The sequence below is a fragment of the Nocardia brasiliensis IFM 10847 genome (genome assembly GCF_000710915.1).
In the GTDB taxonomy this organism is placed as follows: Bacteria; Actinomycetota; Actinomycetes; order Mycobacteriales; family Mycobacteriaceae; genus Nocardia; species Nocardia brasiliensis_A.
Genome location: NZ_BAUA01000152.1, coordinates 76,320 through 95,009 on the forward strand (window position 1 = coordinate 76,320; position 18,690 = coordinate 95,009).

General features: G+C 68.8%; 18 protein-coding genes and 1 pseudogene. 3 read left to right on the forward strand and 16 right to left on the reverse strand.

Going from position 1 to position 18,690, the window contains the following annotated elements; translation table 11 throughout:
* Window positions 1-32: 32 nt before the first annotated feature.
* Genes NBRGI_RS29560 through NBRGI_RS29570 form a run of 3 tightly spaced genes read right to left on the reverse strand, consistent with a single transcriptional unit; the run spans window position 33 to window position 1,920 of the window.
* Window positions 33-623, reverse strand: coding sequence for a hypothetical protein (locus tag NBRGI_RS29560; RefSeq protein ID WP_226887161.1), 591 nt, complete (start codon window positions 621-623; stop codon window positions 33-35).
* A gap of 9 nt (window positions 624-632) precedes the next feature.
* A complete protein-coding gene (locus tag NBRGI_RS29565; protein WP_029900478.1) occupies window positions 633-1,487 on the reverse strand; it encodes an NAD(P)H-binding protein in 855 nt (284 codons plus the stop codon).
* Window positions 1,480-1,920: a nuclear transport factor 2 family protein gene (locus tag NBRGI_RS29570; RefSeq protein WP_029900479.1), complete on the reverse strand. Its 441-nt coding sequence runs from the start codon at window positions 1,918-1,920 to the stop codon at window positions 1,480-1,482. The genes NBRGI_RS29565 and NBRGI_RS29570 overlap by 8 nt, the downstream gene beginning before the upstream one ends.
* A gap of 85 nt (window positions 1,921-2,005) precedes the next feature.
* Here NBRGI_RS29570 and NBRGI_RS29575 point away from each other — a divergent pair, with 85 nt between their 5' ends.
* On the forward strand, window positions 2,006-2,599 hold the full coding sequence (locus NBRGI_RS29575; protein ID WP_029900480.1) for a TetR/AcrR family transcriptional regulator: 594 nt from the start codon (window positions 2,006-2,008) through the stop codon (window positions 2,597-2,599).
* A gap of 1 nt (window position 2,600) precedes the next feature.
* Here NBRGI_RS29575 and NBRGI_RS29580 read toward each other — a convergent pair whose 3' ends face one another.
* On the reverse strand, window positions 2,601-4,538 hold the full coding sequence (locus NBRGI_RS29580) for a potassium transporter Kup (protein ID WP_029900481.1): 1,938 nt from the start codon (window positions 4,536-4,538) through the stop codon (window positions 2,601-2,603).
* Window positions 4,539-4,752: 214 nt separating this feature from the next.
* Here NBRGI_RS29580 and NBRGI_RS29585 point away from each other — a divergent pair, with 214 nt between their 5' ends.
* Window positions 4,753-5,409, forward strand: a complete 657-nt coding sequence (locus NBRGI_RS29585) for a maleylpyruvate isomerase N-terminal domain-containing protein (protein WP_029900482.1) — start codon at window positions 4,753-4,755, stop codon at window positions 5,407-5,409.
* A 258-nt stretch (window positions 5,410-5,667) separates the two neighbouring features.
* On the opposite strand, the gene NBRGI_RS29595 is transcribed toward NBRGI_RS29585, so the two are convergent.
* The 12 genes and pseudogenes from NBRGI_RS29595 to NBRGI_RS29645 all read right to left on the reverse strand — a co-directional run bounded on the left by NBRGI_RS29595 (window position 5,668) and on the right by NBRGI_RS29645 (window position 17,911).
* Window positions 5,668-6,675 (reverse strand): sugar phosphate isomerase/epimerase family protein, encoded by a 1,008-nt coding sequence (locus NBRGI_RS29595; RefSeq protein ID WP_029900483.1) that lies wholly within the window; start codon window positions 6,673-6,675, stop codon window positions 5,668-5,670.
* Window positions 6,672-7,853: a Gfo/Idh/MocA family protein gene (locus NBRGI_RS49710; protein ID WP_036561426.1), complete on the reverse strand. Its 1,182-nt coding sequence runs from the start codon at window positions 7,851-7,853 to the stop codon at window positions 6,672-6,674. Before NBRGI_RS49710 ends, NBRGI_RS29595 begins: the two co-directional genes overlap by 4 nt.
* Window positions 7,854-7,875: 22 nt before the next feature.
* On the reverse strand, window positions 7,876-8,922 hold the full coding sequence (locus NBRGI_RS29605) for a substrate-binding domain-containing protein (protein ID WP_029900485.1): 1,047 nt from the start codon (window positions 8,920-8,922) through the stop codon (window positions 7,876-7,878).
* A gap of 27 nt (window positions 8,923-8,949) precedes the next feature.
* Window positions 8,950-9,963: an ABC transporter permease gene (locus NBRGI_RS29610; RefSeq protein WP_081878283.1), complete on the reverse strand. Its 1,014-nt coding sequence runs from the start codon at window positions 9,961-9,963 to the stop codon at window positions 8,950-8,952.
* Window positions 9,964-10,001: 38 nt separating this feature from the next.
* Window positions 10,002-11,504 (reverse strand): sugar ABC transporter ATP-binding protein, encoded by a 1,503-nt coding sequence (locus NBRGI_RS29615; RefSeq protein WP_029900487.1) that lies wholly within the window; start codon window positions 11,502-11,504, stop codon window positions 10,002-10,004.
* A 27-nt stretch (window positions 11,505-11,531) separates the two neighbouring features.
* Window positions 11,532-11,660 carry a hypothetical protein gene (locus tag NBRGI_RS49715; RefSeq protein WP_268808441.1) on the reverse strand — a complete coding sequence of 43 codons (129 nt, stop codon included), beginning with the start codon at window positions 11,658-11,660 and terminating at the stop codon, window positions 11,532-11,534.
* A 97-nt stretch (window positions 11,661-11,757) separates the two neighbouring features.
* A pseudogene (locus NBRGI_RS49985) lies at window positions 11,758-12,726 on the reverse strand (ROK family protein); the annotation flags it as partial.
* 164 nt (window positions 12,727-12,890) lie between these two features.
* Window positions 12,891-13,496 (reverse strand): dihydrofolate reductase family protein, encoded by a 606-nt coding sequence (locus NBRGI_RS29625; RefSeq protein ID WP_029900488.1) that lies wholly within the window; start codon window positions 13,494-13,496, stop codon window positions 12,891-12,893.
* A gap of 235 nt (window positions 13,497-13,731) precedes the next feature.
* Complete coding sequence (locus NBRGI_RS48265; RefSeq protein WP_036561428.1) at window positions 13,732-16,314, reverse strand: WXG100-like domain-containing protein; 2,583 nt, start codon at window positions 16,312-16,314, stop codon at window positions 13,732-13,734.
* Window positions 16,315-16,337: 23 nt separating this feature from the next.
* Window positions 16,338-16,634, reverse strand: coding sequence for a WXG100 family type VII secretion target (locus NBRGI_RS29635; RefSeq protein ID WP_029900489.1), 297 nt, complete (start codon window positions 16,632-16,634; stop codon window positions 16,338-16,340).
* A gap of 115 nt (window positions 16,635-16,749) precedes the next feature.
* On the reverse strand, window positions 16,750-17,589 hold the full coding sequence (locus NBRGI_RS29640; protein ID WP_148310986.1) for a DUF6585 family protein: 840 nt from the start codon (window positions 17,587-17,589) through the stop codon (window positions 16,750-16,752).
* Window positions 17,590-17,707: 118 nt separating this feature from the next.
* Complete coding sequence (locus NBRGI_RS29645; RefSeq protein ID WP_014988265.1) at window positions 17,708-17,911, reverse strand: cold-shock protein; 204 nt, start codon at window positions 17,909-17,911, stop codon at window positions 17,708-17,710.
* A gap of 197 nt (window positions 17,912-18,108) precedes the next feature.
* On the opposite strand from NBRGI_RS29645, the gene NBRGI_RS29650 reads away from it, so the two are divergent.
* Window positions 18,109-18,690: TVP38/TMEM64 family protein (locus tag NBRGI_RS29650; protein ID WP_029900491.1), on the forward strand; the 582-nt coding region annotated here is incomplete at its 3' end.

The following is an 18,690-nucleotide window of genomic DNA, read 5'->3' on the forward strand; positions in this document are numbered from 1 at the left end:
AGTCGGGTCCGGTAGCCCCGGACCCGGCTGCGCTATACGCAGTATTCGCAAGCGCCGCTGGCCGGCAGTTGGATGAAGCACTGCGCGCAGACCGCGGGACGCGTCGGCTGCGGCTTGACCTCCGTTTGCACGGCGGTGCTCACCGAACGGCGACCCGCCACTTTCGGCGTGAGCGGCGGCACGCCCATCTCCGCGGGCATGGCCGCGCCGTGGAATTCGTAACACTGCCACCGGGCGTACGCGGCGTGCGTCTCCAGATCGTTCGGGATCGGCAGGCCCGCGAGTTCGAGCACGTACTTGTAGGTGTCGCCGACGGTGTGATTGCGGCGCACGCACAGCGCGGTGAGCGGCGGCTCGCCCGCTTTGTGGCAGCGCCGGGCGATCTTGCGCAGGATCGCGTCCATCCAGGTGCGGGTCGGGGCCGCGGTGTGCACCCCGGACGCCTCCTGCACCCGCTCGGCCAATTCGTTCACGGTGATGAAATGCCCATACCCCGTGGCGATTTCGGAGAGTTCCGCGTGCGCGGCCAAGGCCCACGCCACTGTCGCCTCCCGCAACGACACCGCCGTGCCGTCACCCGCCCGCCATGCTCCCGCCGTCGTGGGTACCGAATTTCTGATCACCGGACCAAGTTATCGCGCCGCCCCCGGAACCGACGAATGACCTGGCAGCGCGTTGCGCACGAAGTCGGCGAAGGAGCGCGGCGGGCGGCCGGTGACGCGGGCGACGGTATCGGTCACCCGATCCTCGGCGCCGCCGCGAATGTCGTCGTCCAGCTGCGCGAGCGCGGCGGCGAAATCCCGAGGCAGGCCGAATTCGATATGCCGAGCGGTGAGTTCGGCCACCGATACCGACCGGTGCGTGACCGCCCGGCCGAGCCGCGCGGTGAGGATCGCGGCCGCCTCGCCGTAGCCGAGGGCCGCGGGGCCGGTCAGAATGTGTTCGGTGTCGTGCGGAGCCGGGTCGGTGAGCGCGTGCCCGGCGACCGCGGCGATATCGTCCGCGTCGATGAACGCCACCCGACCCGTGCCGGTGGCCGTGACGATCTCTCCGTCCCGCACGCCCAGCGCGACACTGTGGTCACCGGTGAAGTTCTGCATGAACCAGGACGGACGCAGCACCGTCCACTCCACCGCGATGTCGCGCACCAGCCCGTAGAGCGCGCCCAACCCGGTCGGACCGGCGGGCACGGCGGACGAGCCGAGCAGCACCACTCGCTGGACCCCTTCGCGCACAGCGGTCTTCAAGAACGGCTCGACCAGCGGCACCGGTTCGTGCACGCCGATCGGGGCGACCAGGTACAGCGCGGACACCCCGGTCGTCGCGGGCGCATGTGTCGCGGAGTCGGTCCAGTCGAATCGCACCTGCCCGGGCGCGGTGCCCGGAGTGCGCGTCGCCAGGCGCAGCGCGACGTCGCGCTCCCGGAGAAACTCCGCGACACGACGTCCCGTGGTCCCGGTCGCTCCGATGACCAGCACCTCACCCACGGTCGCCACCTGAGAAAGCGCTTGTCAGTTCCTCGGCGCCGCCGAGCAGGTCTGCGGCGGCCAACGGGTTCCAATAGTCGCGATAGTGCTGAATTCTGCTGTACCGCACAGTGATCACCGCGACGTAGCGCATGCGGTACGGCTTGCCGGTGGCGACGACGCGGCCCGCCGCCTCGAATTCGACGATCACGACCTCCGGATCGACGCTCTGATGCACCGTCCGAGAGGTGATTTCGCGCAGATCCAGAATCGACGGATAGTCGCGCAGGTATTCCGCGATCGCGGCGCGGCCTACCAGCCGCTCCGGATAGCCGGGCGGGGCGAACGGAAACTCGAGCACGCCTTCGCGCGCCCACAGGTCCGCGAATCCGCTCATGTCCTGCGCGAGCAGCAGCGACAGCGCGCGGTCGACGACTTCACCAGGGTTCAACATCTCTCCCACTTCACGACGGGACGGTACCGTCCCGTCCTAATCTACGCGGGACGGGACCGTATCGTCCACTCGGTACACTCGGCCGATGACTCGACGCACCCCGACCGGCGCCGCCGTCCTGCAACCGGAGATCACCAAGTCGATCACCGAGGCCGTGCTGGACGAACTCGCCGAACAGGGTTTCGCCAGGATGTCGATGGAGGCGGTCGCGAAGCGAGCGGGCGTCGGCAAGAGCGCGCTGTACCGCCGCTGGCCGTCCAAGCTGGAGATGGCGCTCGCGGTGCTCGCGGAGTTCAGTGTGTCCCGCGCGACCGTCGCGGACACCGGCTCGCTGCGCGGTGACCTCCGAGAAACCCTGGACGGATTGCTGGAATGGCTGACCCACCCCCGGTTTTCCCGCATCCTGCCCGACCTCGTCGCCGAAACGGCGCGCAATCCCGAGCTGGCCGAATTCGTCGACACGATGATCGGCACGCCCCGGCGCACCCGCGGTGCCGAACTACTGCGTCGCGCCATCGATCGCGGCGAGCTGCCGGCGGACCTGAACATCGAACTCGCGCTCGATGTCGTCGCCGCTCCGCTCTACTGGCGACTGTCGGTCCGCAGCGCCCCGATCGACTCCGATTACCTCGACACCCTGACCGATCTGCTGTTGCGCGCGCTGGGCGCACCGACCTGAGCTACACCTCGACGCGGGACCCCATGATCACGGTGCGCTCGCCGGGCAGGCCGAAATACTCCGCGGCGTCGGCGCTGATATAGGACGTGGCGATGAACAGATGCTTGCGCCAGGTCGCCATGGTCGGCGCCGGGCCGCGCTTCAGTTCGATCTTCGACAGGAAGTAGGAGGCCCCGTCGACCGAGAGCTGTCCCTCGGTGGACGCGGGATCGAGCAGCCGCAGGGTGTGCGGGATGTTCGGCGTCTCCATATAGCCGAAACGCGCTGTCACATGGATGATCCCGTCGTCGCCGTAGCCCAGCGCGTCGACCTCGGTGCGCGCGGCGTCCGGGACGCGCGGCACCGGCTCGGTCTCGATCGAGAGGATCACCACGTGCTCGTGCAGCACGTGGTTGTGTTCGACATTGGCGCGCATCGCCAGCGGCGTGGTCTGTTTGCCACGGTTCAGGAACACCGCGGTGCCCGGGACGCGGCGCAACGGCGGGCGCCGCTCGCGCAGCTCCTCGATGAACGCGCGCAGCGAGCCCTCCTTCTCCTCGCGCGCCCTGGTGACGACCACCCGCCCGCGCGCCCAGGTGGTCATCACGGTGAACGCGGTGAGTGCGATCAACAGCGGCAACCACGCACCGTGCACCAGCTTGGTCAGGTTCGCCGCGAAGAACATCAGGTCGACCAGCAGCAGCGGGACGGCGCCGAGCAGTACGAGCCACAGCGGGGCCCGCCATTTCACCCGCACCATGTAGAAGAACAGCAGCGTCGCGATCGTGATCGTGCCGGTCACCGCCATTCCGAAGGCGTAGGCCAGCGCGGCCGAACTGCGGAAGGCCAGCACCAAGGTGATCACCGAAACCATCAGCACCCAATTGATCCACGGCACATAGATCTGCCCGATGGTCGACTCCGAGGTGTGCGTCACCCGCAGCCGCGGCAGGTAGCCGAGCTGCGCGGCCTGCGCGGCCACCGAGTAGGCGCCGGTGATCACCGCCTGCGAGGCGATCACCGTCGCCGCCGTCGCGATCAGCACCATCGGCAGCCGCGCCCAGCCCGGTGCCAGCAGAAAGAACGGGCTGCCCACCGCGGTCTCGTCGCCGAGCAGCAGCGCGCCCTGCCCGAGGTAACTCAACGTGCACGCGGGCAGTACCAGACCGAGCCAGCCGTGCGTGATCGCCCTGCGGCCGAAGTGGCCCATATCCGCGTACAGCGCCTCCGCGCCGGTGACCGCCAGTACCACCGCCGCCAAGGCGAAGAAGGCGATGCCGAAATGTCCGGCCATGAAGCCCAGCGCGTAGGTCGGCGACAACGCCTTCAGGATTTCCGGATGCCCGGCGATGCCGCCGATACCGCAGGCCCCGATCGCGCCGAACCAGACGATCATCACCGGCCCGAACAGTCGGCCGACCGCGGCGGTGCCGCGGCGCTGCACCACGAACAGCGCCACGATGATCACCACCGTGATCGGCACGACCAGCTCCGCCAGCTCCGGCTGGACCACCTTCACGCCTTCCACGGCGGACAGCACCGAGATCGCCGGGGTGATCATGCTGTCGCCGAAAAACAGTGCGGCACCGAAGATGCCGACCGCGGCCAGGACGGCGGTGCCCCGGCTGCGGGCACCGCCCATCCGGCGCAGCAGCGTGATCAGCGCCATGATCCCGCCTTCGCCGTCGTTGTCGACGCGCAGGATCAGCGTCACGTAGGTGAGCGTGACGATCAGCATCACCGACCAGAAGATCAGCGAGACGATGCCGTAGATGTTGTCCGCGCTGAGCGGCACCGGATGCGGGTCGCCGGGATCGAACACGGTCTGCAGCGTGTAGATCGGGCTGGTGCCGATATCGCCGAACACGACGCCGAGCGCGCCGACCACCACCGCGAGGCGCGTGGTGGGCAGCCGCTGCGGCGGGAGGGTCTGCACTGCCCCTGGTGACTCGGTGGTCATGGCCTGCTCCTCGTTACGGTGGCCCCTATCGTCGCGCGCGGGGCCGCGTCGGCGCAGTACCGACGCGATGTGCACACCGCATCCGCGCAAAACAGGCCGGGCTCAGACGGCGTCCGCCTCCGGCGGGCCACTGCCCGAAACGGTGCCGCGGTATGCGCGGGTCGCCGCGCCGAATACGCTTGTCCGCCATGGCAGAACGCACTACCGTGCCGATGTGGACCTCTTCTCCCGCACATGGACGGCGTTGCGCTCGGCGGTGGCCGAGCTCCGAGACGAAGACTTCGCCCGGCCCTCTGGCTGCACGGGGTGGTTGGTGCGAGACCTGGTGTGCCACTTGATCATCGACGCACAGGATGTGCTGATCACCCTGGTGACGCCCGCCGATGGTGAGCCGACCCGAGACGCGGTGACCTACTGGGCCGTCGCCGAGACCCCGCCGACCGGCGACGACCCGCTCGACGCGCTGATCGTCCGGTTGGCCGCCGCTTACGAGAAGCCGCAGCTGCTCTGGCTGCACCTCGACGACGTCGGCTCCGCCGCAGGCCGCGCCGCCGAGCTCGCCGACCCCGAACAGCTGATCAGCACCCAGGGCCAGGTCCTCACCACCGGCGACTACCTCGGCGCCTACGTCCTCGAATGGACCCTGCACCACCTCGACCTCATCGCCGACCTCCCCGACGCGACACCCCCGCCCGCGGAAGGACTCGCCCGCACCCGCGACATGCTCGAACAGATCGCCGGAGCCGCCTTCCCCGAGTCGTTCACCGATACCGACGCACTGCTCGTCGGCACCGGACGACGCGTCGCGACCGAGGCGGAGCAGGCCGAACTCGGCGAGCTGGCCGCGAAGCTCCCCCTCGTCCTCGGGTAACCGATTGCGGTAGAACAGATTTCATTACTGGTAGCTCGGATAGTCGATGTATCCGGCATCGGTGTTCGTGTACCAGGTGTCCCGGTCGGTCTCGCCCATCGGCACGCCGGTCCGGAAGCGTCCGCTCACTACGCTGAAAGCTGACGTCGACGGCAGATCACCGACCTGCAACACACCCGCGACGAACTCGACCTGGTCAGCGAAAACGCAGCGGACGCCGCGACCGGCGGCGTCCGCTGCACCCCTCAGTAATCCCCTTCAGTGCTCGTGGCTGAACGCCGCATCGAACGCGGCGGTCGGCGGGGTGACCGCGTTGTAGCCCCGAATGAAGGCCAGGGCTTCGGGCGCGCCCGCTAACCGGTCCATGCCCGCGTCTTCCCATTCGATCGAGATCGGTCCGTCGTAACCGATGGCGTTGAGCGCGCGGAAGCAGTCCTCCCACGGCACGTCACCGCGGCCGGTGGACACGAAATCCCAGCCGCGCCGCAGATCGCCCCAGGGCAGATGCGAGGACAGGCGGCCGCGCCGGCCGTCGCCGCAGCGCAGCTTGGTGTCCTTGCAGTCGACGTGGTAGATCCGGTCCGCGAAATCGAGTATGAACGTGACCGGATCGAGGTCCTGCCAGAGGAAATGCGAAGGGTCCCAGTTCAATCCGAAAGCCGGACGGTTGCCGACGGCGGCCAGTGCCCGCGACGTGGTCCAGTAGTCGTAGGCGATCTCGCTCGGATGCACCTCGTGTGCGAAGCGGACACCTTCGGTGTCGAAGACATCGAGGATCGGATTCCAGCGATCCGCGAAATCCTGGTAACCGCGCTCAACGGTCTCCTGCGACACCGGTGGGAACATCGCCACCGTGTGCCAGATGCTGGAGCCGGTGAAGCCGACCACCGTGCGCACACCGAGTTGCGCTGCCGCCCTAGCGGTATCGGCCAGCTCGGCCGCGGCCCGGCGGCGCACGCCTTCCGGCTCGCCGTCCCCCCAGACGCGGGCCGGGACGATTGCGCGATGCCGTTCGTCGATCGGATGATCACACACCGCCTGCCCGACCAAGTGATTGGACAACGCGAAGACCTGCAGACCGTGGCGTTCCAGCGTCTTGCGCTTCTCGGCAACGTAATTCGGCTCGGCCAGCGCCCTGTCCACTTCGAAATGATCTCCGGAGCACGCGATTTCGATTCCGTCGTAACCCCAGCCCGCAGCCAGCGCACAGACTTGCTCGAACGGCAGATCGGCCCACTGGCCGGTGAACAGCGTGACAGGTCTCATGGTTGCGCTCCTCCGATAGCAGTCCAGCGGCCCGCGTCGGCCGCGCTCGCCTCGACCGCCGCCAGTACCCGCTGCACGGCCAGACCGTCGGCGAAACTGGGTTCGGGGTCTTTGTCCGCCGCGATCGCGACGACCAGATCGGCGACCTCGTTGGTGAAGGTGTGGTCGTAGCCGAGCCCGTGCCCAGGCGGCCACCAGGCCCCGGCATAGGGATGGCGGGGTTCGGTCACCAGGATGCGCCGGAAGCCGGCCAGTTCCGGCTCTTCGGTGTGGTCGTGGAACCACAGCTCGTTCATCGATTCCAGATCGAAGACCAGGCTGCCGCGAGTTCCGTTGAGTTCCAGGCGTAATGCGTTCTTGCGCCCGGCGGCCACCCGGGTGGCCTCGAACGAGGCGAGCCCGCCGCCGGAAAGCCGCCCCAGGAACAGTGCCGCGTCGTCGACGGTGACCGGTCCGCTGCCCGGCCGATCCGGCAGCGGGCGTTCGGTGACGAAGGTGTCCAGCAGCGCGCAGACACCCGTCAACGTCTCCCCCGTGACGAACCGGGTGGCGTCGATGATGTGCGCGCCGATATCCCCGAGCGCGCCCGACCCGGCGCGGGCGCGCTCGAGCCGCCAGCTCAGCGGCGCCGCCGGATCGGCGAGCCAGTCCTGGAGATACTGCGCCCGCACGTGCCGGATGATGCCGATCCGCCCCTGCGCCACCAGGTTTCGAGCCAGTGCCAGCGCGGGCACCCGGCGATAGCTGAAGCCGACCATCGAACGCACGCCGTTGCGGGCCGCCGCTTCGGCCGCGGCGGCCATCGCCTCGGCTTCGGCGACCGTGTTCGCGAGCGGCTTCTCGCAGAGCACATGCTTGCCCGCGCCCAGTGCGGCGATGGCGATCTCGGCGTGGCTGTCACCCGGCGTACAGATATCGATGAGGTCGACGTCGTCGCGCTCCAGCAGTTGCCGCCAATCCCCCACCGCGTGCGCCCAGCCGAGCTGGTCGGCGGCCACCGCGGCGCGGGTGGTATCGCGCCCCGCCAGCGCCGAAAGCACCGGCCGCAGCGGCAGTTCGAAGAATGCGTCCGCACTGCGCCAGGCGTGCGAGTGCGCGCGGCCCATGAAGGCGTGGCCGACCAGGCCGATGCCCAGGGTGCGTCGCGGTGTCGAAGTCGGGCGCTGTGTCGAAGTCATCGGGCTCCGTTCGATTGCGGCGTCAGTAGCCGTTGGCCAGGTACTGGTCCACGTTGTCCTTGGTGACCACCGCGGAGTAGGTCGTGATCTTCGCGGGCACATCGTGTTCGGCGAGATCGCCGAGCGCCTTGCGCTGCCCGAGCAGCCGGGCCAGTGTGACCGCAGAGGAGGCCATGGCCGGGCTGTAGAGCACCGTCGCCTGCAACGGCGAGTTCCCGGTCTGGATCTCCTTCATCGCCTGCGTCGAACCGCCGCCGCCGACCATCACGAATTCACCCGCGCGGTTGGCCTGCTTGATCGCGGCCAGCACACCGATGCCCTGATCGTCGTCGTGGTTCCACATCGCGTCGATCTTCTTCACCGCCTGCAACATCTGGCTGGCCACCTGCTGCCCACCGGAGGCCGTGAAATCGGTGGATTGCCTTGCGGCGATTCGGAATCCGGCCGCACTGAGCGCATCCCGGAAACCGTGGCTGCGTTCCTGCGTCAGTTGCAGGTTGTCGATACCCGCCACCTCGACGATCACCGGATCGGTGATCTTCGCCGCGCGCATCTTGCCGACGATGAAATTGCCCGCGTTGATGCCCATTCCGTAGTTGTCGCCGCCGATCCAGGTGCGATAGGCCAGCGCCGAGGCGAAGACCCGGTCCAGGTTGATCACCGGGATACCGGCCGCCATCGCGCTTTTCGCGATCTCGGTGAGCGCGTTGCCGTCGAACGGCAGCACCACCAGCACATCGGCCTTTTGGTTGATCAGAGTCTGCACCTGCTCGATCTGCCTGGCCACGTCGTTGGTGCCCTCGGTGACGTTGAGCGTCACGTCGCTGAGCCCCTCGGCTTGTGCGCGCGCGTTGCGGGTGATCGCCGCGGTCCAGCCGTGATCGGCGGCCGGCGCGGAAAAGCCGATCTTGACCTGCTTTCCGGCGTCCGCGTTCGCGCCGGTGTTGCCGGCTACCTGGGTATTGGACGAGGTGTCGTTGCCGGTGCAAGCCGCCGCGAGGACGCCGGCGCCGGCGGCCAAACCGGTCAGCAGGACACCGCGGCGGGGCAGAGAATGGGTGGTACTCATCGTATTCCTTTGTGCGTGAACAACAGATCAGGTAAGAGTGGGGACGGCCCGCGCGCGGCCGAAACGCTGGAACAGCAGGACCGCGACGATGATCGCGCCCTTGCCGATCGCTTGGATCGGTTGCTCCAGGTTGTTGAGGATGAACAAATCCTCGATGACGGTGAACACGAGCACCCCCAGGATCGAGCCCGTGACGGTGCCGAATCCGCCGCTCAACAGGGTGCCGCCGATGACCACCGCGGCGATCGCGTCGAGCTCGTAGAGCTGGCCGTTCGTGCTGGCGCCCGTGGTGGTCTGGGCGGTGAGCATGATCGCGGCGATACCGCAGCAGACTCCGGAGATGGTGTAAAGCAGCAGGGTGTGCCTGCGGACGTCGATGCCCGCCAGCCTGGCCGCCTCCGGATTGCCGCCGACCGCGAAGCTCCGACGCCCGAAGGTGGTGCGTTCCAACAGGATCCAGCCGACAACCACCACCACCAGGAACAAGTAGACCAGCAGCGGAATGCCGAGCACCCGGTTCTGCGCCAGGGCGAGCAGGTCGGTGGTGACCAGCTGGGATTGCCGCCCCGAGAGCTGCTCGGCCAGGCCGCGCGCGGCCACCATCATCGCCAGCGTGACGATGAACGGCACCAGCCTGCCGTAGGCGATCAATGCGCCGTTCAGCAGACCGCAGCAGGCCCCGACCACCAGTGCGCTGAACACCATTCCGGCGACACCGTAGGACTGGGTCGCGGTGGTCGTGCACCACACCGACGCCAGCGCGATGATCGCGCCCACCGACAGGTCGATTCCGCCACCGATGATCACGAAGGTCATCCCGACGGTGACGACGCCGATCACGGACGCCAGGGTCAGGATGGTGATCACGTTGCTGGTGCTGAGGAAATCCTCGCCCTTGGTCAGTGCGCCGACCCCGAGCAGCGCCAGCAGCGCGAGCACCAGGGTCGCGTGCTTGCGAATCTCGCTGCGCGCCTTGGCGAGCACGCTGGTCTCGGCTCGGGAACCGTTGGGGGCTGGGGGTTTTTCCGGTGCCGCACGCACATTCGATTCCGTCGTACGCGGTGCCCGTGGCGACGCACTCACAAGGCACTCCCTTCCATGATCATGGCGATGATGTCGTGTTCGGTGAGCTCGGCCGCGGGCGCCGCGTGGATCATGGCGCCGTCGCGCAGCACCAGCACCCGGTCGGAAAGTCCGAGCAGTTCCGGCAGATCGCTGGAGACGAGCAGCACCGCGACGCCCTGGTCGGCCAGCCGGTGGATCTGCGCGTACACGTCGGCGCGCGCACCCACGTCGACGCCGCGGGTCGGTTCGTCCAGCAGCAGTACCCGGCAGTCGTCGAGCAGCCAGCGGGCCAGGATCGCCTTCTGCTGATTGCCGCCGGACAGTTCCCGGACCGGATGCGCCGGATCGGGCGGGCGGATGCCGACGCGGCCCAGCGCGGCGCCGGCGTCGGCGCGTTCCCGGCGCCGGTCGAACCAGCCGAAACGGGAGAACCGCGGCAGCGAGGCCGCGGAAATGTTGCGGCCCACCGATTCCAGCAGGAACAACGCCTGCGATTTGCGCTCCTCGGGGGCCAGCCCGAGGCCGGCCGCCACCGCCGCGGTGGTGCTGCCCGGCCTGATGCGGCGACCGTCGACCAGGATCTGTCCGGAGGACGGCCGGCGCGCACCGTAGATCGTCTCCAGGATTTCCGAGCGGCCCGCGCCCACCAGGCCTGCGAGACCGACGATTTCGCCCGCGTGCACCGCGAACGACACGTCGTGGAACCGTCCGGTCAGCCCGAGTCCGGTCACCCGCAGCACCTCCGGAGCCGTGGCGGCAGGTGCGGGCCGCGGGGCCTGCAACTCCAGATTGCCGCGCCCGGTCATCAGCGCGACCACCTGCTCGGTGCCCGTGGTGCGAGCGGGCAGTCCGGCGGCGACGGTGCGGCCGTCCTTGAGCACCGTGATCCGGTCGCCGATCGTCCGGATCTCGTCCAGCCGATGCGAGATATACACCACCGCAACACCTTCGGTGCGAAGCTGCGCGATGATGCGGAACAAGTTGGCCACCTCGTCGTTACCGAGCGCCGCCGAAGGTTCGTCCATCACGATCAGGCGCGCGTCGTACGACAGCGCCCGAGCGATGCTCACCACCTGCTTGGCCGCGGCGGGCAAGGTACCGACCACGGTGCCCGGGTGCAGCTCGGCATGTCCTAGGCGACCGAGTAATTCGGTGGTGGCCCGGGCCGCGGGAGCGCGGCGGGTGAAGCCGCCGCGTGCGTGTTCATGACCGAGGAAGATGTTCTCCGCGATGCTGAGCCCGTCGCAGAGGTCCAGCTCCTGGTAGATCGTCGCGATGCCGAGGCGAGTCGCGGCCGCGGGACCAGACAGCCGCAAAGGCGCACCGAGCCAATGCAATTCGCCGCCGTCGGGTTGGTGCGCGCCGGACAGCACCTTGATCAGCGTCGACTTCCCGGCCCCGTTCTGGCCGAGCAGGCAATGCACTTCGCCCGCTCGTACCTCCAGATCGACGTGATCGAGCGCCCGTACACCGGGAAATTCTTTGACGATGCCCCGCATGGTGAGCACGGTGTCCATGGCCGGCCTCCTTGCCGACGCCGCGGATCAGGCGACGCTGAAGACGTGATCGCTGATGAGCCGGGCCGCGCCGATCACACCGCCGAGCCCGGCGAGTTCGGACAGCACGATCGGCAGATTGCCGGTCGCCAGCGGCAACGAGCGGCGGTAGACCACGCTGCGGATCTCCGCGAGCAGCGGATGCCCGAAACCCGCCTATCCCCCCGGCGATCACCACCAGCCCGGGATTGAAGAAGCTGACCAAGCCCGCCAGCACGGTGCCAAGGTGCGCGCCGGCTTCTCGAATCATGGTCACCGCCAACGGGTCTCCCGCGGCGGCGGCATCTGCCAGATCGATCGCGGTGAGCGTGCCCGCATTTGCCAGACGTTGCGCGAGGAACGGCGACCGACCAGCGCGCGCGGCGGCCAGTGCCTCCCTGGCCAATGCCGCCCCGCCCGCGTAAGCCTCGAGACAGCCGTTGTTGCCGCAGGCACAGGTCGGTCCGTCGTCACTGATCCGGATATGCCCGATATCGCCCGCGCTGCCGGAGACACCGCGATAGATCCCGCCGTCGACCACGATCCCGCAGCCGATACCGGTGCCCACCTTCACCAGAAGGAAGTCGTCCACCGAAGGTGCTGAGCCCGCGTGCATTTCGCCGAGGGCAAGAATGTTGACGTCGTTGTCCACCAGCACCGGGCAGCCCAGCTCCTGCGCGACCACCTCGCGCACCGGAAAGCGGTGCCAGCCCGGCATGATCGGCGGCGTCACCGGCATACCGTCCCGGAAACTCACCGGGCCCGGCACACCGATGCCCGCGCCGTGCAGCCGACCGGCCACCGCGTGCTCGTCGCGTAGTTTGCCGAGCAGATCCACCGCGCGTTCCAGCACTGCCGCCGGGCCCTGCCGGATGTCGCAGGGCTCGGAAAGGTGGCCCAGCACCCGCAATTCACCGTCGGTCACCGCGACATCGATCGAGGTGGCCCCGATATCCACCGCCGCGAACCGCAGGCCGGACGCCAGCCGCGCGATCGCCGAACGGCGGCCACCGCTGGAGTCCGCGAGGCCCCCCGCCTCGACCAGCCCGAGTTCGGCCAGTCGCGCCAGCTCGACCGCGAGCTTCGACCTGGACAGCTCCATCGGCTGCCCGAGATCCGACCGCGAGCGCGGTCCGTGATCCCGCAGCAGCCGCAATAGCCGCGCCTGGTGGGCATTTTCGGGTCTCGCCGCGATCCGCATCATTCCCTCTTTCCAACGGATGCTCGCGATTCAACCCCACTTTGTCGGGCTGCGTAGTCACTTCCGTCAGATTGATACGAAGTTTGTCCTGTAGCAGGACAAAGTGGGACACGCGGCCGCGCGTCCGCCGGTCTCGGAGTCGACTCGGACCGGCGGACGGGGCGACATCACGCAGGGGCGCCGAGCGGCGGATGCTCGAGCACCCGAGGCTTGTACTCGACCAGCTGGATGCGGCCGTCGAAGGTACGGTGCTCGGTCATCTCCAGAGCGACATCCGGATAGCCGTCGTAGATACGTTCCGCGCCCGTGGCCCCGGTGATCACCGGGAACATCACGACCCGGAATCGGTCGACGAGTCCGGCGCGCAGCAGCGACCGGCACAGGCTCAAGCTGCCGATCGTGCTGAGAATCCCCGAGCCGCTCGCCTTCATCGCGCGCACCGCCTCGACGGCGTCGTCCCGGACGAGCGTGGAATTGGCCCACCGCAACGGCTCTTCCAGCGAAGAGGAGAACACCACCTTGGATGCTTTGGTGAGTTCGTCGACGGACGCCTCTTCCTCCGGCCTGAACTCGTCTTGACCGTCCGGTACCTCGCCTGCGGCAAAGCCCGACATCAGCCGATAGGTGTTCGCCCCCATCAAATAGGTGACCTCCGGCTGCTCACCGAGCCACGCGAGATACTCCGGCCCCTCGAGCCCCCAGAACCCAGGCCACCCCTCCCCCGACGCGTAGCCGTCGAGGGACGTGATGAAGTCGACGAGAAGCTCCGACATGACGATGTCCTTTCCTAGGGTGTTACAAACTCTGACCGGCCGAGCGTCCCGAATTCATCGGCCGCGCCGTGGGTAGCGAGGAAAGAATCGGCGGCGGGGCCGGCGCGGGTTCCTGGTGCGGCTCAGACCCGGGCGCAGGCTTGGCGGCGTCGGCCCGCATTTCAGGTACGGCTTCGGGGCGAGCATGTAGCACAGCGCGGCTGTCGACTCGGGAGCGGGCGCGCCGCTGTGGGCGTCAGCGCGAGTCTCGCCGCCAACTGGGCGCTGGCTCGGCATCCGGCACAGGCGGCGGCGGTGTCGGGTCAGGTTCCGGGTGCAGCTCCGGCATAGGTGTCGGCGTCGGCGTCGGCGTGGTCGGCGGCGTCGGCGTGGTCGGCGGCGTCGGCGTGGTCGGCGGCGTCGGCGTGGTCGGCGGCGTCGGCGTGGTCGGCGGCGTCGGCGTGGTCGGCGGCGTCGGCGTGGTCGGCGGCGGCGTCGGCGTGGTCGGCGGCGGCGTCGGCAGCACAGGCGGCGGCGTCGGCACAGGCGGCGTAGGTGCAGGCGGGGTCGGGGTCGGTCCGGGGGGCGGGGTCGGCTCGGGTCGGGAGTTGGGGGCGTTCCAGATCGAGTCGTCGGGGGGCGTGGCGGCGGTGAACTCCGGGATCGGCGATGCGGCGAAATACCTTGGTGTGTAGGGAATTTTCGAGGTGGTATCGGCGGGTTCAGCGGTCGCCTGGGCGTGTAGTCGGGTGTCGGGTCGGGGTGATGTGGGGCGCGGACGCACTGCATGGTCGGGCGTGGTCGAGGGTGTAGCGGCCTGGTTGGACAGGGCCCGTGGTGCGGCGGAGGGTGTGGCGGCTTGGTCGGAAGGGGTGCGTGGTGCGGCGGAGGGAGCGGCGGCCTGGTCGGAAGGGGTCTGTGGTGTGGCGGCCTGTGCTGTGGTTCGGTAGCGGTCGAGTTCCGCTTGCAGCTCTCGGCGCTGCCGCATGAATTCGTTGATCTGCGTCTGCAATTCCCTGCGCTGCACCATGAGTTCGTTGGGCCGCAACCCCGCTCCCTCGAGCGACAGGGCCCTGTCCGCGAACGCCCCCACGCGCCGCGCGAATGCGTCGTCGGCAGCACCCCACATCTGCTGCGGACTCATCCCCGCCGGGTCCACACCCAACTCGCGCAGCTGCGCCCGCACCGAGTCGGGCACCTCCGCGACGCCGCTTCGCTCCGCACCCGGCGCGGGGTGCCCAGCCTCGGCACCTCGCGTCGACCCGCTCTCGCCGACGCCAACTGTCTCCCGGGCAGTTCCCGGTTCACCCGGAGGCCGCTGCGTCTCATGCGAAACACGCTCGGCTCCAACGCTTTCCAACTGCCCGGGACGCGTCTGCGGCACCGGCTGCGTGCCCGGCTCACCCGGCATTGCCCGACCGCCGTCCGAGCCGTCCCCTGCCCCGGCGCGGTAGTGGCCACGGTCCGGGTGCTGTTCGCCTGGCGCTCGCTGTGCGTCGCGCGCGTCAGCCGGTTCGCTCGATTCGGCCGCCTTCGGTTCGCCCGGCTGGGTTGGTTCGGTCACCACGCGCTGTTCGCCACCGGTCCGCACTTGTTCCTCTCGCACCGGACGGGTTTCGGGTGTACCGGACTGCGCCTGCGCACTCGCCACGATGTGCTGTCCGGCTTCGGACTGGCCGGGACGGCTCGCGGCACGGGAATCGGATTGACCCGCAGCGGTTTCGGGTGATCCCGCCCGACGTGCGCCCGACTCGGAAGCGGACGCAGCACTCGGCCCGGAACGATCAGCGGTCCCTGGCCTAGCCGTGCTGCCGTCACCGACGCCGGCCCGATCCGTGCTGCCGCCGCCTTCCGCTCCCGGGCGCGTGCCATTGTCCCGCCCGAAGACCGGGCGTTCCGGTCCACGGAAGTTCGTTGCGCCAGGCGCACGGCCGGGTAGTGCGTAGCGAATCCCCTTGCTGCCGCCGACAAGTGCGCCGTAAGCGCCACCGCTGGTGAGCATGCGTGGGTCCCAGGTCCATCCGTTTGCGATGCCGCCTGCGCCCCACGCTGCGATCGCCCCGATCATGCCGGCGCCCGCGCCGACCGCGGCACCTTTGAGCCCGCCCGCAATTCGCCCGCCGGGCAATCGGCCCGCCGCCTTGCCGAGCAGTCCACCGGCGGGCCCGCCGACCGCTCCCGCCGCCGCTGCGGTGTAGGCGGTGGTACCGACACGGTTCCAGTCGATGTTCTTACGATGGCCCGCCCCGACCTGGTATCCCTGGATGGCGAGGTCTTGGCCCGCGCCGAGCACGGTGCTGAACACGACATGTTTGGCGGAGAACTTGGCGAGCGCGGCCAGACCGGTCTTGGCGGCGAAGCGCGCAATCGCACTGACCGCCCGCTGTCCCAGCAGTCGCACCGCCAGCCGGGTGACACCGATGGCCGCGGCTTCGACCAGCGGTGCGGTCGGCGGAAACACCCACGCCGCAGCGATTTCGAAGGCCAGCATGGCGAGCGAGCTGATCACCAGGATCTTGGTGTACTCGATCTCGGTACCCAGCGCGTCCGCAGACTCGGCCACGTGCTCCAGGATGTCGGCCAGCTGCTCGAGCGATTCCGGCCCGTGGGCGAGTTCGCCCAACGCGGCCGTCATGGCCTCGATGCCTTCGCCCCACGGGTACGCCCGGATAGTCGCGCGCTCGGCGCTCGCCAAATCCGGTAGTAGATCACGTATTCCGTGTGCGGCGTGCCGCCAGTCGGCGGCGATCGCCCACATCTTGTCTTCGTCGCCGTCGGGCCAGTCCGAGCCGGCGACCCAGCCGAGCCAGTGCAGTTCGCTGGGCAGCGTGATGGACATATGCGGTCAGCAGCTCGGTCGGCCTAGCCCCGGTCCATGCGGGCCAGCAGCTCCGCGGCCCGATACTGCCCGGCGGCGTAGGAGTCGATGGTCGCGGCGGTGTTGCCGATGCCCGCGAAGAGATTGCGTTGCGCCGCAACGTATCCCTGCGGTCCGTCGGCGAACGTGCTCCCGTACCCGTCGCCGCCCCAGGCCGCCCCCTTCGCAGCCAGCGAGCGCTCCAAGTGCGCGAGGATGCCGTTCAGCCGGTCACGCAGGTCGCCCATCTGGCCCGCCGCACCCCGCAGCTGCTCCGGAGTAACCTCGACCTTGGCCGCCACGCTTGCCCCTTCCACCGTTGAATCGATTTCAGACGATGGCACCGTCCGGCGCGCGCCGGAAAGGTCCGTTCCCGGGTATTGACGGATCTTTGATACCGCTGCGGCACAACAGCTCTCACCTTGACGCGCTGTTTACACCGTTCGCCTCGGTCCGCATGCGCTCGGCGAGCTGCCAGAAGATGGTGAAGTTCGGCACGAGGCTCACCGGCAGCGAGGCCAAGACCCGCGCCTGCCCGACGATGTGCACGCTCACCCACCCCTGCCGCACCGCGACCTCCGCGACCTCGGACCACGGGATCGACCGCCCGCCCGCGCCGATCTCGGTACGCGTCATCCAGAGGTGCTCGAAATCGAGCCGACCGCCGGAGCCGAGCGTCCTTGTCGCCTCGGGCAATTGCGCCGCGGTGACGAACGCATCGATGGCCGGGCCCCATTCGTCCGGGTCGGCGATGGTGTGCCGCAGCACAACCGAATCGCCGAGTGTGTCCGTGACGATGTAGCGATGCGAAATCTGGTTCGGTGCAGGGTTGCTCGCGTGTTCGACGATACTTCGTCGCAGCACGGTGCTGTCGTATCGGACGACCCGTGGTGCGCCCCGTACGAACGCCACCAACCCGTGCTCGTACAGGTCCATACGCACCCGGCGGTTCCTACTGTGCAGGTAACCGCGCAGCAGCAGATCCCCCAGCAGCAGACCGCCGAACAGCAGCGTGCCCGTGCTCGCGACGATGACCACGATCGCCGTCCCGCTCGCGATCCCGAGCAAGACCACCAGCACGGCCGACAACAGGCCCACTCCGGCGAGCCTCGACCGCCGCCTGTCCCACTCCGCCGCAACGTAGGCCGCCCGGTGCGAACCGAGATCCGCCTGTGCCGCCACCCTGCCGATCGTGTCGCGGACCTCGCGGTCGTCGTCGGCACGACCCGGCACGGCACCGCTCACTACCCGTCCCATGCCGACCATGGTGCCCAGCCGCAGCGCGGCCGACGGCCTCCTTGACGGAATCCCTACGTCCCGGAACGCACAAAGCCCCGCACCCCAACGGGTGCGAGGCTTTTTCTACCTGCGGAACTCAGATAGCGCGAACGTCCTGGGCCTGGGGGCCCTTCTGTCCCTGACCGACCTCGAACTCCACGCGCTGTCCTTCTTCGAGGGACTTGAAGCCCGAGCCGGAAACAGCGGAGTAGTGCACGAACACGTCAGCGCCGCCACCGTCTTGCGCGATGAAGCCGAAGCCTTTTTCAGCGTTGAACCATTTCACAGTGCCTTGCGTCATTACTTTACTTCACACTTTTCTGTAGATGAGCCGAGCAAATCACTGCGATAAGCCTGGTCTCACCCGACAACCATCGCACGTCTTCCTGAGAAAATCCCAAATTGTGAGCCAGCCAACCCTCGGCGCCGGCCGGCCTGGCGGAAAAACGCCAGGCCGGAGTCGCGAGCCGGACCGCGGTGCGGCAGGGTGGACCCACCATGACCGACAACGACGATCCCACGCGGATCAGCAGGTGGCGCCACGGTGTCCGGCTGGCTCTGTGTGCGGTTTTCCTGCTCGGATTGTTCTACCTCGTCGCGATCGCACGGGTCGTCGACGTCGCGGGCGTGCGCGACGCGATCGGGGCGACCGGGCCGGCCGCGCCGCTGGTCTACGCTGTAGCGGCGGCGCTGCTCGGCGCCGTCTTCGTACCCGGCCCGATACTGGCCGCCGGAAGCGGCTTCTTGTTCGGCCCCGTGCTCGGCACCTTCGTGACCCTGGGCGCGGTGGTGGGCACGGCCACGGTTTCGAGCTTTCTCGGGCGGCGGGCCGGGCGGGAGAGCGCGCGCGGTCTGCTCGGCGCGGAGCGGGCCGACCGCATAGACGCCGCGATCGAACGCGGCGGGCTGTGGGCCGTGGTCGGGCAGCGTTTCGTCCCCGGCATTTCGGACGCGCTCGCGTCCTACGTGTTCGGCGCGTTCGGAGTTCCGCTGTGGCAGATGGCCGTCGGTGCGTTCATCGGTTCGGCGCCGCGTGCCTTCGTCTACACCGCGCTCGGCGCGTCCATCGGCGATCTGTCA